Raw genomic sequence first — 16,168 nt, 5'->3', positions numbered from 1 at the left:
AAGCCGGTCCCCCCACTTTTTGTGCCCTCCCTCTTGACAGGTCGGCCGGAAGAGGTTTGGGGCGGCCATTAGACTGACCTCGGGTCTGGCGAGGGACCTACGCGCGAGGGACCCACAGCGCAGGAGGGGTGCAGCAGATGGCCAAGTTCACCGAACCGGGACTCACGTTCGACGACGTGCTCCTCGTTCCCGCCTATTCGGACCTGCAGCCGGGGGACGCGGACACGACGACCCGGCTGTCCCGCACCATCACGCTGCGGATCCCGCTGATGTCGGCCGCGATGGACACGGTCACCGAGGCGCGCATGGCGGTCGCCATGGCGCGGCAGGGCGGCATCGGCATCCTGCACCGCAACCTCTCCATCGAGGAGCAGGCGCAGCAGGTCGACCTGGTCAAGCGATCGGAGGCGGGGATGGTGACCAACCCCGTCACCTGCTCTCCCGAGGACACCCTCGCCGACGTCGAGCGGCTGTGCGCGACCTACCGGATCTCCGGGGTCCCGGTCACCGACGCGGACGGCGTGCTCGTGGGCATCGTCACCAACCGCGACATGCGGTTCGAGAGCGACCAGAGCCGGGCCGTGCGCGACGTCATGACCCCGATGCCGCTGGTGACGGCGCCGGTGGGGGTCGACCGCGACGAGGCGTTCCGGCTGCTGCGGCAGAACAAGGTCGAGAAGCTCCCGCTCGTGGACGAGGCCGGTCGCCTGCAGGGCCTCATCACGGTCAAGGACTTCACCAAGAGCGAGCAGTACCCGATCGCGACCAAGGACGCCGACGGCCGCCTGATGGTCGGCGCGGCGGTCGGCGTCGCGGGCGACGCCGAGGAACGCGCCATGACGCTGATCGAGGCGGGCGCGGACGTCATCATCGTCGACACCGCGCACGGGCACTCGCGCGGCGTGTGCGACATGATCGCCAAGATCAAGGCCAACGGCCGGGTGGACGTCATCGGCGGCAACGTCGCCACCCGCGCGGGCGCGCAGGCGCTGGTCGACGCCGGCGCGGACGCGGTCAAGGTGGGCGTCGGGCCCGGCTCGATCTGCACCACCCGGGTCGTCGCCGGCGTGGGCGCCCCGCAGCTCACCGCCATCTACGAGGCCGCGCTGGCGTGCGGCCCGGCCGGCGTCCCGGTCATCGGCGACGGCGGCCTGCAGTATTCGGGCGACATCGCCAAGGCGCTGGCCGCCGGGGCCGACACCGTCATGCTCGGCTCGCTGCTGGCCGGCTGCGAGGAGTCGCCCGGCGAGCTGATCTTCATCAACGGCAAGCAGTTCAAGTCGTACCGGGGCATGGGGTCGCTGGGCGCGGTGCGCAACCGCGAGCGCGGCGGCGCGTCGTTCAGCAAGGACAGGTACGCGCAGGCCGAGGTGTCGGGGGAGGACAAGTACATCCCCGAGGGCATCGAGGGCCAGGTGCCCTACCGCGGCCCGGTCGCCGCGGTGGCCCACCAGCTCGTCGGCGGACTGCGGCAGGGCATGTGGTACACCGGCTCCCGGACGATCGAGGAGCTGCACGAGAAGGCGCAGCTCATGCCGATCACCGCGGCCGGGCTCAAGGAGAGCCACCCGCATGACATCCAGATGACGGTCGAGGCTCCGAACTACCACGGGCGCTAGCTCGTACCGGAAGAAACGGAAAGAACAGGCGATATGACACAGGTGGAGATCGGGCGCGGCAAGAGCGGGCGGCGTGCCTACGCGCTGGACGAGATCGGCATCGTGCCCTCCCGGCGCACCCGTGACCCGGAGGAGGTGTCGATCTCCTGGCAGATCGACGCCTACCGGTTCGACTCTCCGCTCGTGGCGAGCCCGATGGACAGCGTCGTGTCGCCGCAGACGGCCATCGAGATCGGGCGCCTGGGCGGCCTCGGCGTGCTCGACCTCGAAGGGCTGTGGACCCGCTACGAGGACCCGGCGCCGCTCCTCGAGGAGGTCGCCACCCTCGACACGGCGGCCGCGACCGCGCGGCTGCAGGAGATCTACACCGCGCCGATCAAGGACGAGCTGATCGGCCGCCGCATCGAGGAGATCCGCGCCGCCGGTGTCACGACCGCCGTACGGCTGTCGCCGCAGCGCACCGTGCAGCACCACAAGGCCGTGATCGACGCGGGCGTGGACATCTTCGTGATCCGCGGCACGACGGTCTCCGCAGAACACGTGTCGGGCCGGGCCGAGCCGCTCAACCTCAAGCAGTTCATCTACGAGCTCGACGTCCCGGTGATCGTGGGCGGCTGCGCGACGTACACGGCGGCGCTGCACCTCATGCGCACCGGCGCGGCCGGCGTGCTGGTCGGCTTCGGCGGCGGCGCCTCCCACACCACCCGCAACGTGCTGGGCGTGGTCGTGCCGATGGCCACCGCGATCTCCGATGTGGCCGCGGCCCGCCGCGACTACATGGACGAGTCGGGCGGCCGGTACGTCCACGTCGTCGCCGACGGCGGCATGGGCGGCTCCGGCGACATCGCCAAGGCGATCGCCTGCGGCGCCGACGCCGTCATGGTGGGCTCGCCACTCGCGCGGGCCACCGAGGCCCCCGGCCGCGGGTTCCACTGGGGCTCTGAGGCCCACCACCCCGAGTTGCCGCGCGGCAAGCGGGTGGAGTTCGGCACGATCGGCACGCTGCGGGAGATCCTGCACGGCCCGTCGTCGCTGGCCGACGGCTCGATGAACCTGCTCGGCGCGCTGCGCCGCACGATGGCCACCGCCGGCTACTCCGACCTCAAGGAGTTCCAGCGCGTCGAGGTGGTCGTCGCCCCGCCGCAGCGCTGAGCCACTGACACGACCCAGGGAGGGCCGGGCCCGGCGGGCCCGGCCTTCGGCTTTCGGCTTTCGACTTTCCGGGGATCGGTCAGGGGTGGCGGACCCAGGCGCCGCGCTTCATCACGCCGCCGACGCTCAGGTCGTCGTCGAGCACCACGAGATCGGCGTACTTGCCGACCGTGATCGAGCCGATCTCGCCGTCCAGCCCGAGGACGCGGGCGGGGGTGAGCGAGGCCATCAGCGCGGCGTCCACCAGTGAGCGCCCGACCTCCCGCACGGTGCGGCGGAAGGCGACGTCCATCGTGAGCGTGCTGCCGGCGATCGAGCCGCCTCCGGGCGCGTCGGAGGCGAGCCGGGCCACCCCGTCCACGACGTCGACGGTCATCGGGCCGAGCGGGTAGCGCCCGTCGCCCATGCCCGCCGCCGCCATCGCGTCGGTGATCAGGGCCGTGCGGCCCGCGCCCGCGGCGTGCATGGCCAGGCGCAGCATCGCCGGATGGACGTGGACGCCGTCGTTGATCAGCTCGACGGTCACCCGCTCGTCCTGGAGCAGGGCGGCGATCGGTCCGGGCACGCGGTGGCCGAGCGGCGGCAACGCGTTGTAGAGGTGGGTGGCCACGCTCGCCCCGGCGTCGATCCCCTCGATCGTCTGCTCGTAGGTCGCGTCGCTGTGGCCCAGCGCGGCGACGACGCCCTCGGCGGCGGCCTCCCTGATCACGTCGAGCGCGTTCGGCAGCTCGGGCGCGATGGTCAGCATCCGGACGTGGCCCCGCCCGGCCTTCACCAGCGCCCGGAACTCCGCCACGTCGGGATCGCGCAGCAGCGTGGGCTCGTGCGCGCCGCAGCGCGACCTGGCGATGTAGGGCCCCTCGAAATGGATGCCGGCGAGCAGGCCCTCCTCGCACAGGTCGGCGAGCGTCGCGGCGGCCCGCGCGAGCGTGTCGGGCGCGGCGGTGACGAGGCTCGCCACGAGGGTGGTCGAGCCGCGGCCCCGATGGAAGGCCGCGACCGCGGCGGCGCTCTCCGGGTCGCCGTCAGGGAAGCTCCCGCCGGCGCCGCCGTGGCTGTGGATGTCGACGAAGCCGGGGACGACGGCGCGCCCGCCCAGGCCGAGCCCGTCGCGCGGGGCCTGCCCGCGCCCGATGTGGGTGATCCTGCCGTCCTCGATGGTGAGCCAGCCGTCGTGGACGCCGTCGGGAGTGACGATGCGGGCATCGGAGAGAGTCACGCTCATGCCGCCATCCTCCCGCGTCCGGCGCGTGCCCGCCGCTCCGGGTCCGGTGGCTGCGCCGGACGCGGGGTGGGCGCCGGAAGGGCGGGCATCGCAGCAGAAAGCGCCCGTCGGATTGGCATGTCCTCAATTGAGGTGAACAACGGTCGAAAAGTTATGGCTCCCTATCAGGGAAGCAGAAACAGCACGTCACGCCCCCGAGGGCGGCCCGCCGCGGCGCTCCTGCACGTGTCACGGCGCATCCACCGAAAATCCGGATCATCACCCGAGAAACCTGTACATGACACGTAAGTCAGCGGTAAGAACTAACGGTGATCGATCCGCGTGCCAACTACGGTGTGGACGCCCCCGGCGTGCTGGCCGGACTGATTGTGGGCGGCATCGCCGAGCTGGCACTCGCCGCCGTGCTCTTCGCGATCGGCTGGACGATTCCGGGCGTCGTGCTCCTCGTGGGCGGGATCATGCTGGTGGTGGGTGGCGCGCTGTTCGCGCACACCACTCTTCGCGGCAAGTTCGCGGTGTGGGACGCCGAGCTCGACCGGCTCGGGCTGAAGGGGGACGAGCAGGTCCTCGACCTGGGCTGCGGGCGCGGCCTGGTGCTGCTCAAGGCCGCGGCGCGGCTGTCGTCCGGCAGGGCGACCGGCATCGATCTGTGGTCGACCAGAGACCAGTCGGGCAACAGCCAGGACGCCACCTGGGCCAACGCGCGCGCGGAGGGGGTCGCCGACCGGGTCGACCTGGTCACCGGGGACATGCGCGACCTTCCGTTCGACGACGCCGCGTTCGACCTCGTCGTCTCCAGCCTCGCGATCCACAACATCCCCCAGGAGGAGGGCCGCGCGGAGGCGGTGCGCGAGGCCTTCCGCGTGCTCAGGCCGGGCGGCCGGCTGCGGATCGCCGACTTCCGCAACCCCCGGCGATACGCCGAGGTGCTCACGGAGTGCGGCGCCGCCGACGTTGAGGTCTACGACCTCGGCTGGCGCTTCTGGTACGGCGGGCCGCACGCCCGTACGTCGATGGTCGCCTGCAGGCGTCCCTGAGATCAGGGGCCGGCCGGGGACGGCCCGTCGAACCGGCCGCGTTCGGCGGCGAAGACGTCCTCAGCGCTGCGCTCTGATCGCGCACCGTCCCGATTGGTGCGCGCGCCGCAGGTGTGGCGGCGTTCCTCGCCGTCGCCGGACGGCGCGGGGCGCACCCGCATGTTCACCGACTATTGAGGAGATCCTTGGGAAAGGCGACGGAAAAGCTGGATTCGCGGGTGACTACTCACGGGTAGATTTACTCGGACCAGGCGAAAGCGGTACAGAAGGAGCCATATGACGGCGAGGATGGGGACGGCGAGGCTCGGTCCGGCAGAACGTACCGCCGCCCTGGCACGGATGGAGGCGCAGGAACTCGACGTGGTCGTGATCGGCGGCGGCGTGGTCGGCGCCGGCGTCGCGCTCGACGCCGCGACCCGCGGGCTCTCGGTGGGCCTGGTCGAGGCGCGCGACTTCGCCTCCGGCACGTCCTCCCGGTCGTCCAAGCTGATCCACGGCGGGCTGCGCTATCTGGAGCAGCTCAACTTCGACCTCGTCAGGGAGGCCCTGCGGGAGCGGTCGCTGCTGCTCAAGCGGATCGCCCCGCACCTGGTCAGGCCGGTGCCGTTCCTCTATCCGCTCACGCACGCGGGCTGGGAGCGGCCGTACATCGGGGCGGGCCTCGCGCTCTACGACACGCTCGGGCTGTCCTTCGGCCTCACCCGGGGCGTGCCGGGGCACCGCCACCTGACCCGCCGCCAGGCGCTGCGGGTCGTCCCCTCGCTGCGCAGGTCGGCCTTCACCGGCGCCGTGCAGTACTGGGACGCCCAGGTCGACGACGCCCGCTTCGTGATGACCACGCTGCGCACCGCCGCCACGTACGGCGCGCACGTCGCCTCCCGGGTGCAGGCGGTCGGCTTCCTGCGCGAGGGGGAGCGGGTCACCGGGGTGCGCGTGTGCGACCTGGAGACCGGCGCCGAGCTGGACGTGCGGGCCCGTCAGGTCGTGAACGCGACCGGCGTGTGGACCGACGACATCCAGCAGCTCGTCGGCGGCCGGGGGCAGATCCACGTGCGGGCGTCCAAGGGCATCCACCTCGTGGTGCCGCGCGACCGCATCCACTCGCTCAGCGGGCTCATCATGCGCACCGAGAAGTCGGTGCTGTTCGTCATCCCCTGGGGCCGGCACTGGATCATCGGGACCACCGACACCCGCTGGAACCTCGACAAGGCCCACCCCGCCGCCTCGCGGGCGGACATCGACTATCTGCTCGACCGGGTCAACTCGGTGCTCTCGGTGCCCCTGACCAGGGACGACGTCGAGGGCGTGTACGCCGGGCTGCGGCCGCTGCTGGCCGGGGAGTCCGAGGAGACCTCCAAGCTCTCGCGCGAGCACGTCGTCACGCATCCCGTGCCCGGGCTGGTCATGGTGGCCGGCGGGAAGTTCACGACGTACCGGGTCATGGCGGCCGACGCCGTCGACGCGGTCGCGCACGGCCTCGATCAGCGTGTGCCGCCGTCCTGCACCGACCAGGTGCCGCTCGCGGGCGCGGAGGGCTACCAGGCCCTGTGGAACTCCCGCCACCGCATGGCGCGCGCCTCCGGGCTGCACGTGGCCAGGATCGAGCACCTGCTGGAGAGGTACGGCTCGCTGATCGACGAGGTGCTGGCGATCGTCGAGCGCGATCCCTCGCTCGGGCGCCCTCTCGACGGCGCGGACGACTACCTGCGCGCCGAGATCGTGTACGCGGCGACGCACGAGGGAGCCCGGCACCTCAACGACGCGCTGACGCGGCGCACCCGCATCTCGATCGAGACCTTCCACCGGGGGACCGCGGTCGCCCAGGAGGCCGCCGAGCTCATGGCGGGCCCCCTCGGCTGGGACGCCGACCAGGTCAAGCGCGAGGTCGAGTACTACACCAAGCGGGTCGAGGCGGAGCGGGCCTCCCAGGAGCAGGACACCGACCAGGAGGCCGACGCGATCCGCCTCGGCGCGCCGGAGATCGTCCCCGTCGCGCCCCCGCGTGATCTCGCCACGACCGGCGGGGACGCGGGCTGACCGTCAAACGAAGGGGATCCACGCCCGCTCGGCCAGCGTGGCGGCGTCGCTGACCTTGAGGCCGGCGCCGGACACGGTCCACAGCTCGTCGCCGATGACCAGGGAACGGCGGATGCCCTGGTCGGCGGGGGCGAAGCCACCCGTGGCCGCGGGCCGCGGGTGGGTCACGACGCCGAGCTTGGTGATCTCCCGATCGCCGACGCGCAGCACGAGCGCCGCGCTGCCCCCGATTCCGCCGCCGGTCCAGGTCTGGAGCGGGAGCACGGCCAGCCCGGTGGCGGGCCAGTAGAGGAAGGCGTGCGGGTCCCACTCGGCCTCCGAGCCGGACTCCTTCTGGTGGAACCGCGACAGCACCGCGGGCGCGGCCGGGTCGGAGACGTCGAACAGCGAGATCTGCGTGCCGAGCGCGCGGCCCGCCTCGCTCGCCTCCTGGCCGACGCCGACGAGCCGCCCCTCGCCCGCCGGGTGGAGGTACGCGGAGAAGCCGGTGATCTTCAGTTCGCCGGTGACCTTGGGCGCGGCCGGGTCCCGCAGGTCCAGCGTGTAGAGGGGATCGGTCTGGCGGAACGTCACGACGTAGCCGAGGGCGTCCATGAACCGCACCGAGTAGATCCGCTCGCCCTTGCCGAGTCCCGTGACCGATCCGGCCGGGGCGAGCGTGCCGGCGTCGAGCACGTACACGCCGCTCTCGCTCGCGCCCGGGCCCGCGCCGGGCACCTCGGCGCCGCTGGTCGTCGCGACCCGCAGGTGCCCGTCGTACTCCGACAGGGAGTACTGGTTGAGCAGCCGTCCCGGCACAGATCCCGACGCGGCGTAGCGGGGGACGCCGGGGGCCGAGACGTCGAAGCGGTGCACCTCCGTGCGCTCGGGCGGCGTCTTCGGGGCAGGCGCGGCGGCCGACGGATCGGGCAGCGGCACCACGTCGATCGGGCGCGCCTCCCACCAGCGGGGATTGCTGGTGACGTAGAGGCTGCCCGCCGTGCCGTACACGGTGTCGCCGTCGGCCGCGACCGCGATCGGCGTGAGCGAGCCGAACGGCGTGGCGGCGGCCAGGTCGATCGTGTGGATGGTCAGCATCGAGGTGCCGGTGAACTGGTCGGGGTGGCTGACCCGGTCGCAGCCGACCCGCTCCGTGCGGCTCGCGCCGCCCGACTCGACGTCGTACGACGGCAGCCACGCGTCGCCGGGGGCGGACAGCACGGCCCTGCGGTTGCCTTCGAGGAGTTCCTTCTCCGATTCGTCCTGCTTCGGGGTGGGGAAGGCGATCTCCGGCTGGGACCGGACGACGAGCCGCACCGTGGAGCCGGTCTGCCGGGCGTCGACGTGCTGCCCGTGCACGGTCATCGCGCCGAGGACGCGCGGCTCGCCGGACAGGTCGACGAGCACGTACCTCGGGCCGCCGGGACCGGCCTGGGCCCTGGCCGTCGCCCCGAACGGGATGATCCCGCCGCCCTGGAACAGCACGAGCGCGCGGTCGCCGTGGACCAGCAGGTCGGCCTGGGCCCACGCCTGATCCTCGGAGACCAGCCGCAGCGTCCCGGTGACCTCGCGGGTCCTGACGTCCACGACGCGCAGCACGCCCCGGGCGACCGTGATCACCCGGTCGCCGTCGGTCTTGACCAGGTCGGGCTCGTCCACGCCCGCCTCGTGCGTGTTCGTGGTCGAGTGCGACTGCTGGTCGGGCACCGCCCGCTTGGCGGTGGCGACGTCGGAGCGGGCCGCGAAGAGCATGGCGTCCCCGAAGCCCCAGGGGGTCACGTTCCGCGCGGCCGCCTGCCGCAGCCCCTCCGTCATCTCGTCGCAGTCGGCGTACGCGACGAGCCGGACCTTGTCGGTCAGGTTCGCCGGAGCGGACGGGAATTCCTGGGTCGTACGGCCCCCCGCGCAGCCCGTGGCTGCCATGGCCAGCAGCGCGGCGAGAACGCCCGCCGTACGGATCGATGTCCTCATGCCCCCACGACGGTTCACGCCCCGCCCCGGTTCGACGCCCGCGGCCGATTGGGGCTCCGGCATTACTTACCGGTAGCCACGAGCGGGGCACCGGAATATTCTTCCGGCATGGGTGCCATGAATCGGACGCTCGACGCGGCCATGGTCGACCGGATCGTCACGCACGTCTCCTCCGAGGGCAAGACGCGGGAGATCGTCGCGCCGTTCACCGGCGAGGTCCTGGCCGAGGTCCCGATCTCCACCCCCGAGGACGTCCGCGCGGCGTACGCCCGGGCGAGGGCGGCGCAGGAGGCCTGGGCGGCGCTGCCGGTCCGGGAGCGGATCGCGCCCTTCCTGCGGCTCCACGACGCGATGCTCGACCGCCGCCAGGAGCTGCTCGACATCGTGCAGTGGGAGACGGGAAAGGCGCGGCGCCACGCGTACGAGGAAGTGGTGGACGTGGCCGGCTGCACGCTCTTCTACGCGCGGCGGGCGCCCGGCCTGCTTGAGCCGCAGCGCAGGCAGGGCATCTTCCCGGTCGCGACCCGCACCGCCGAGCTGCGCCATCCCAAGGGCGTCGTCGCGGTGATCAGCCCGTGGAACTACCCGCTGGCCCTCGGCGTCACCGACGTGGTCCCCGCCCTGATCGCGGGCAACGCGGTCGTGCACAAGCCCGACACCCAGACCCCGCTGTCCACGCTGTGGACGATCGACCTGCTGGCCGAGCTGGGCATGCCGCGCGACATCTGGCAGGTCGTGCTCGGCGATCCGGAGGACGTCGGCGACCCGCTGATCGACGGCGCCGACTACGTCGCGTTCACCGGTTCGACGCGCGGCGGGCGCAGGATCGCCGAGGAGGCGGCCAAGCGGCTCATCGGCTGCTCGCTGGAGCTCGGCGGCAAGAACCCGATGATCGTGCTCGACGACGCCGACCTCGACGTGGCCGCCCAGGGCGCGATCCGGGCCTGCTTCACCAACGCGGGCCAGCTGTGCATCTCGATCGAGCGCCTCTACGTGCACGAGGCGGTCGCCGACGCCTTCCGCGACAAGTTCGTCCGGGCGGTGGAGAACATGAGGATCGGTCCCGGTCTCGACTGGGACCCGCAGATGGGCTCGCTCACCTCGCAGCGGCAGCTCGACGGGGTGACGGCGCACGTCGAGGACGCCGTGGCCAAGGGCGCCACGGTGCTGACCGGCGGCAGGCCGCGCCCCGACCTCGGCCCGTTCTTCTACGAGCCGACCGTCCTCGACGGCGTGGGCGAGGACATGGCCGTCTGCAGGGACGAGACGTTCGGGCCGGTCGTGTCGCTCTACCGCTTCAGGGACGAGGACGAGGCGGTCCACGCGGCCAACGACACCGCGTACGGGCTGAACGCCTCGATCTGGACCAGGGACGTCGCGCGGGGCCGCCGCCTCGCCGCCCGGATCAAGGCGGGCACCGTCAACATCAACGAGGGGTACGGCTCGGCGTACGCCTCCTACGACGCGCCGATGGGCGGGATGAAGTCGTCCGGGCTCGGCCGCCGGCACGGGACCGAGGGCCTGCTGAAGTACACGGAGGTCCAGACGGTGGCCAGCCAGGCCACGTGGCTGGGCTTCGAGCCGATCCTCGGCATGACCTACGACAAGTACGCCGACACGCTCGCGGGGCTGCTCAAGACGATGAAGCGCCTGCACCTCAAGTGAGAAGGAAGGCGGGGCGTTGGACTACGACGTCGCGGTGATCGGGTCGGGGTTCGGCGGGAGCGTGACCGCGCTGCGGCTCACCGAGAAGGGCTATTCGGTCGCCGTCCTCGAGGCAGGCCGGCGGTTCGACGAGACGACCCTGCCGAAGACCTCCTGGCGGGCCAGGGACTTCGTGTTCGCGCCCGCGCTCGGCCTGAAGGGCATCCAGCGCATCCACGTCCTGCGCGGCTCCGACGGCGTGATGGTGCTGGCCGGTGCTGGGGTGGGCGGCGGCTCGCTCGTCTACGCCAACACCCTCTACGAGCCGCTCGACCCGTTCTTCAGCGATCCCCAGTGGGCGCACATCACCGACTGGAAGGCCGAGCTCGCGCCCTACTACGACCAGGCCAGGCGGATGCTCGGGGTGGTGGACAACCCGACGGTGACCGCGGCCGACGAGGTGATGAAGAAGGTGGCCGAGCGGATGGGCGCCGCCCACACCTTCCGTCTCGCCCCCGTCGGGGTGTTCTTCGGCGAGCCGGGTGTTGAGGTCGACGACCCCTACTTCGGCGGCCTGGGGCCGCGCCGCCGCGGCTGCACCGAGTGCGGCGAGTGCATGACGGGCTGCCGCCACGGCGCCAAGAACATGCTGATCAAGAACTACCTCTACCTGGCGGAGAAGGCCGGGGCGAAGGTCCACCCGGAGACCACCGTCACCGGCGTGCGGCCCGTCGAGGGCGGCTACGAGATCACGGTGAAGCGGACGGGGCCGTTCGGCCCCACCCGCACGCTGACCGCAGGGCAGGTGGTCTTCGCCGCGGGGACGTACGGCACGCAGCACCTGCTCCACCGGCTCAGGGCGACCACGCTGCCCGGGATCTCGCCCCGGCTCGGCACGCTGACCAGGACGAACTCCGAGGCCCTGCTCGGCTTCGAGCGCCTCACCGCCAAGGGCGTCAAACTCAACCGCGGCGTGGCGATCACCTCCTCGATCCACCCCGACGCCGAGACGCACATCGAGCCGGTCCGGTACGGCGACGGCTCCAACGCCATGGGACTGCTGCGCACGCTGCTCGTGGACGGGGGCGGACGGGCGCCGCGCTGGCTGAAGTTCATCGGCGCGGCTCTGCGGCGGCCCCACCTGCTGCCCCGGCTGTTCAACCACCGCAGGTGGTCGGAGCGCGCGGTCATCGCCCTCGTCATGCAGGCCAAGGACAACTCGATCACGCTCTCGCTGAAGGGCGGGAAACTGCGGGCGGGCCCGGGCCACGGCGAACCGAACCCCACCTGGATCCCTGCGGGACACGAGGCCGTCCGCCTGGCGGCCGAGGAGATCGGCGGTCTTCCCGGCGGTTCCTGGCTCGACCTGTTCGACATCCCCGCGACGGCGCACTTCCTCGGCGGCTGCGCGATCGGCGACTCGCCGGAGACCGGCGTGATCGACCCCTACCACCGGGTCTACGGCTACGAGGGCCTGCACATCGTGGACGGCTCGGCCGTGTCGGCCAACCTCGGCGTGAACCCCTCGCTCACGATCACCGCCCAGGCCGAGCGCGCGATGGCGCTGTGGCCCAACAAGGGCGAGCAGGACCCGCGCCCCGCCCTCGGCTCCGCGTACGTGCGGCTCCGGCCGGTCGCGCCCGTGCGGCCGGTCGTCCCCGCGTCGGCGCCGGGCGCGCTGCGCCTGCCCATCGTGGGCGTCACCCACGGCGCCGCCCCCACCCCGGACGCGGAAGGGCGCGCCGGTTAGACGGCGTCCCCGGTGAGGGGGGCGGGCAGCGGACGGGAGTGCACCACGTCGAGACGGGACACCGCCCGGGTGAGCGCCACGTAGAGCCGGCCGAGCCCGCGCTCCTCGGCCGCGACGATCTCGGCGGGCTCGGCCAGCACGACGTGGTCGTACTCCAGGCCCTTGCACAGGGTGGCGGGCACCACGGAGATCCGCACGGACGGATCGGGCGTGGGGCCGTCGGCGACGGTCAGGCCGGCGTCGGTGAGCGCGGCGCGCAGGCGGCCGGCCGACGCGTCGGCGGCGATGACGCCGATCGAGCCCTCGTGGCCGAGCGCCTCCAGCACCGCCGTCACGATCGCGGGGTCGTCCCCGCGCAGCACGCGCAGCCGTCCGTCGCGCCGGAAGGAGCGGGAGGGCGGCACGTCGACCGCGAGCTCGGCCAGCAGGCGGTTGGCGAGCTCCACGACGGCGGCGGGCGTGCGGAAACCGGTGGTGAGCGACATGATCGCGGCGTCCGGCTTGCCCAGGTGCGCCATCTGCTCGCCCCAGCCGCGGGCGGCCCACGGGGTCGTCCCCTGCGCCAGGTCGCCGAGCACGGTGAGCGAGCCGTGCTCGCTGCGCCGGGCGACGGCCCTGCACTGCATCGGCGACAGGTCCTGCGCCTCGTCGACGATCACGTGGCCGTATCCCTGCGGGCGCTCGATCAGCCCGGCGAGCTCGTCGAGGAGGATCAGGTCGGCCGCCGTCCAGGCGGCGCTCCGATAGGTGCGAGGCGGTCTCGCCCAGGTGATCGCCGCCCGCTCGGCCGTCGTGAGCACGCCCTCGGCGGCCTCCGAGCAGTCACCGAGCACTTCGAACAGCACCTCCTCCGGGCGTACGGCCGGCCAGAAGGCGTCCACGGCGGCGGTGACGGCCCGGGCGGTCAGGCGCGTCCACGCCGTGTCGATCGTGCGGCCGCGGGCCTCCGCCCGGGTCCGCACGAGTGACGCCACGCGGGCGATGACGCGCTCGCGGCCCACGCCGTACGGCATCGCCTCGCGCCGGGTCTGCTCGGCCACGCGGCGCAGCTCGTCCTGCGAGACCCGCCACCGGAAGGAGCCGTCGGCCACGGCGAGCGGCTCCGGGGGCTCGCATATGCGCCCGTGGAGCGCCCTGCGCAGCACCTCGGCCATGCGCGCGTCGTGTTTGACCACGGCGGCGTCCGGGCCGTCGGTCCCCTTGACCGGGACCCGGGCGAGGAGCGCGTCCAGCGTGGTCTGTTCGACGTCGACCTCGCCCAGGGCCGGCAGCACCGCGGAGATGTAGCCGAGGAAGGCCCGGTTGGGGCCGAGCACGAGTACACCGCCGCGCGACAGCCGCTTGCGGTGGGCGTAGAGCAGGTAGGCGGCGCGGTGCAGGCCGACGGCGGTCTTGCCGGTGCCCGGCCCGCCCTGGACGCACAGGGACTCCTCCAGGCCGGCGCGGACCAGGTCGTCCTGGTCCGGCTGGATGGTGGCGACGATGTCGCGCATCGGCCCGACCCGGGGGCGTTCGATCTCGGCCGTCAGGATGCGGCCCGCGCCGCCGGAGCCGATCCCGACGACCGGCCCGCGATCGAGGTGTTCGTCCTCGAATCCGGTCAGCTTGCCGCCTGCCCAGCCGAAGCGCCGCCGTACGGTCACGCCCCGCGGATCCCGGGCCGACGCCTGGTAGAACGTCCGCGAGACCGGCGCCCTCCAGTCGATCACCAGAGGACGGCCGCCGCTGCCGGCGGAGACGTGGCGTCGGCCGATGTGGTAGCGCTGCCCGGCGTGCTCGCGCACGTCCGGGCCGAAGTCGAGCCGCCCGAAGAACGGGGGCCCTCCGTCGTCCTCGCCGAGCTCCTTCGCCAGGCTCTTCAGATGGCGGCCCAGCCGCTCGGCGCTGTAGCGGTCGCCCGCCACGGTCTCCCCGGTGATCACGTTGTGCCGGGCGCCGTCCAGCATCCGGCGCAGGCCCTCCCTGCAGCGTTCGACGTACGCCTGCTCCTCCTCCAGCGGGGTCATCCGCCGTCTCCTTCCCCCGGTCGCCGTACGGGCATGGAACAGCAACTCGGTTAAAAATGCAACCGGGTTAACTTTTCTCGGCAGGGCTGCTAGCCTGTGCGCATGGTCGAGGGGCTGCGGACGCGGAAGAAGGAACGGACCCGCCGGGCCATCTCCGAGGTCGCGATCGCGATGTTCCTGGAACACGGCTTCGACCAGGTGGGCGTCGCCGAGATCGCGGCCGCGGCGGAGGTCTCCAAGCCCACGCTGTTCCGGTATTTCCCCTCGAAAGAGGATCTGGTCCTGGACCGGATCTCCGACCACAGGGGAGAGGCGGCGGCCGTGGTGCGTGCCCGCCCGGCCGGGCGGACCCCGCTGGACGCGCTGCACGACGCCTTCATGGCCGGGCTGGACGCCCGCGAGCCGACCACCGGCCTGTGCGACCACCCCGCGGTGATGGCCTACCACCGCCTCGTCTTCGACACCCCCAGCCTGGCGTCCCGCGTGGCCGAGTACGCCGCGGCGGACACCGAGGCGCTGGCGGAGGCGATGAGCGAGCCCATGAGTGAGCCGGTGAGCGAGATGAGCGAGACGGGCGGGATGGGCGGGATGGGCGGGGCGGTGGGCCCCGCGCCCGGCGCTCCCGCGAGCACGCCCGGTCCCGTGCCGCGCCTGACGTCGCGCCTGGTGGCCGCGCAGTACGTCGCCGTCCGGCAGATCCTGGCCAGGGACAACTACGCGGCGCTGGCGTCCGGCCGGACGGCCGGCGAGGTGCACGGCGAGGCCGTCGCCGCCGCCGGCACCGCCTTCGACCTGCTGCGGCACGGCGCGCGGGCGCACGGTCTGTGACCCATCGCCAAGATCGCTGGGGCGGTCTACGCTCGACGGGTGCAGACCGACGGGCCCAGCAGGACCGCGCTCCACGCGGCGGCGGCACGCGCCGCCCACCTGATCGTCGACGGGGAGCCGGTGGTCTTCCGCGACCCGTTCGCGTACGCCCTGCTGGGGGAGTGCGCCGAGCACTACGTGCGCGCGCACCGCGAGACGGCCGGCCATCCCGTCCTCGCCGGGCTGCGCGCGGCCGTCGTCACGCGAAGCCGCTACACCGAGGACCGCCTGGCCGCCGCCGTACGGCGGGGCGTCCGCCAGTACGTGATCCTCGGCGCGGGGCTGGACACCTACGCCTGCAGGTCGGCCGCGAGTTCCCGGGGCGCTCCCGTGGAGGTCTTCGAGGTGGACCACCCGGGCACCCAGCACTGGAAACGGGAGGCGATCGCGCGCGCGGGCCTTCCTGCGCCGCCCTGCCTCACGTACGTCCCCGCGGACATGGAGGCCGGGGAGTGCCCGGTCGACCGGCTCGTCGCGCACGGGTTCGACCTCGCTCGTCCGGCGTTCGCGAGTTGGCTCGGCGTGACCGTCTATCTCACCCGCGAGGCCGTCGCGCGCACACTGGCCGGGCTCGGCCGCCTCGCCCCCGGCAGCGAGATCGTCATGGACCACCTGCTGCCCGAGGCCCTGCGCGGCCCGCGTGCCCGGGCGTACGCGGAGACCCTGATGCCGCTGGTGGCCGAGAGCGGTGAGCCCTGGCTGACGTTCCTGACCCCGCGAGAGGCGGCGGACCTGCTGGAGGAGCACGGCTTCGAGGTGGTCGAGCAGGCGCCGGAGTGCGACGCCGCCGGCGCCGTCCTCCGGGACCGTGCGGACGCCCTGGCCGGCAGCGGGATCTCGGTGATCACCCACGCCCGCCGGAGGGCCTGACGGGATCGGTC

At 72.9% G+C, this 16,168-nt stretch carries 12 protein-coding genes; 8 read left to right on the top strand and 4 right to left on the bottom strand.

The annotated features are described in order from the left end of the window. Positions 1-137: 137 nt before the first annotated feature. Both guaB and ACIBK1_RS21580 read left to right on the top strand, forming a co-directional pair. A complete protein-coding gene (gene guaB / locus ACIBK1_RS21585; RefSeq protein WP_030508388.1) occupies positions 138-1,619 on the top strand; it encodes an IMP dehydrogenase in 1,482 nt (493 codons plus the stop codon). 33 nt (positions 1,620-1,652) lie between these two features. After that, positions 1,653-2,771: a GuaB3 family IMP dehydrogenase-related protein gene (locus tag ACIBK1_RS21580; protein ID WP_030508389.1), complete on the top strand. Its 1,119-nt coding sequence runs from the start codon at positions 1,653-1,655 to the stop codon at positions 2,769-2,771. Positions 2,772-2,850: 79 nt separating this feature from the next. Here ACIBK1_RS21580 and nagA read toward each other — a convergent pair whose 3' ends face one another. Next, positions 2,851-3,996, bottom strand: a complete 1,146-nt coding sequence (nagA, locus tag ACIBK1_RS21575) for an N-acetylglucosamine-6-phosphate deacetylase (RefSeq protein WP_030508390.1) — start codon at positions 3,994-3,996, stop codon at positions 2,851-2,853. A 308-nt stretch (positions 3,997-4,304) separates the two neighbouring features. Between nagA and ACIBK1_RS21570 the strand changes: the two genes are divergently transcribed. Further along, the gene (locus ACIBK1_RS21570) at positions 4,305-5,033 is read left to right on the top strand and encodes a class I SAM-dependent methyltransferase (RefSeq protein WP_030508391.1); all 729 of its coding nucleotides are present in this window, start codon (positions 4,305-4,307) and stop codon (positions 5,031-5,033) included. Positions 5,034-5,035: 2 nt separating this feature from the next. On the opposite strand, the gene ACIBK1_RS21565 is transcribed toward ACIBK1_RS21570, so the two are convergent. Next, complete coding sequence (locus tag ACIBK1_RS21565; RefSeq protein ID WP_396737196.1) at positions 5,036-5,200, bottom strand: hypothetical protein; 165 nt, start codon at positions 5,198-5,200, stop codon at positions 5,036-5,038. Positions 5,201-5,309: 109 nt separating this feature from the next. On the opposite strand from ACIBK1_RS21565, the gene ACIBK1_RS21560 reads away from it, so the two are divergent. Continuing rightward, positions 5,310-7,070, top strand: a complete 1,761-nt coding sequence (locus tag ACIBK1_RS21560; protein WP_030508392.1) for a glycerol-3-phosphate dehydrogenase/oxidase — start codon at positions 5,310-5,312, stop codon at positions 7,068-7,070. Positions 7,071-7,073: 3 nt separating this feature from the next. Here the strand turns inward: ACIBK1_RS21560 and ACIBK1_RS21555 are convergent, their stop codons facing one another. Continuing rightward, positions 7,074-9,020, bottom strand: a complete 1,947-nt coding sequence (locus ACIBK1_RS21555; RefSeq protein ID WP_396737193.1) for a beta-propeller domain-containing protein — start codon at positions 9,018-9,020, stop codon at positions 7,074-7,076. 108 nt (positions 9,021-9,128) lie between these two features. Between ACIBK1_RS21555 and ACIBK1_RS21550 the strand changes: the two genes are divergently transcribed. Beyond that, positions 9,129-10,685, top strand: coding sequence for a succinic semialdehyde dehydrogenase (locus ACIBK1_RS21550; RefSeq protein ID WP_363420263.1), 1,557 nt, complete (start codon positions 9,129-9,131; stop codon positions 10,683-10,685). 16 nt (positions 10,686-10,701) lie between these two features. Then, complete coding sequence (locus ACIBK1_RS21545; protein WP_396737190.1) at positions 10,702-12,414, top strand: FAD-dependent oxidoreductase; 1,713 nt, start codon at positions 10,702-10,704, stop codon at positions 12,412-12,414. Here the strand turns inward: ACIBK1_RS21545 and ACIBK1_RS21540 are convergent. Next, positions 12,411-14,420, bottom strand: coding sequence for a HelD family protein (locus ACIBK1_RS21540; RefSeq protein ID WP_396737187.1), 2,010 nt, complete (start codon positions 14,418-14,420; stop codon positions 12,411-12,413). The genes ACIBK1_RS21545 and ACIBK1_RS21540 overlap by 4 nt on opposite strands. A gap of 102 nt (positions 14,421-14,522) precedes the next feature. On the opposite strand from ACIBK1_RS21540, the gene ACIBK1_RS21535 reads away from it, so the two are divergent. Together ACIBK1_RS21535 and ACIBK1_RS21530 are read left to right on the top strand one after the other, a co-directional pair. After that, positions 14,523-15,248: a TetR/AcrR family transcriptional regulator gene (locus ACIBK1_RS21535; protein WP_030508397.1), complete on the top strand. Its 726-nt coding sequence runs from the start codon at positions 14,523-14,525 to the stop codon at positions 15,246-15,248. A 39-nt stretch (positions 15,249-15,287) separates the two neighbouring features. Further along, a complete protein-coding gene (locus ACIBK1_RS21530) occupies positions 15,288-16,157 on the top strand; it encodes a class I SAM-dependent methyltransferase (RefSeq protein WP_396737184.1) in 870 nt (289 codons plus the stop codon). The last annotated feature ends 11 nt before the right edge of the window (positions 16,158-16,168 follow it).

Source organism: Microbispora rosea (genome assembly GCF_044460045.1).
GTDB classification, from domain to species: domain Bacteria; phylum Actinomycetota; class Actinomycetes; order Streptosporangiales; family Streptosporangiaceae; genus Microbispora; species Microbispora rosea.
Note: the sequence above shows the minus strand (reverse complement) of the source record. Positions and strands in the feature narration are given on the sequence as shown.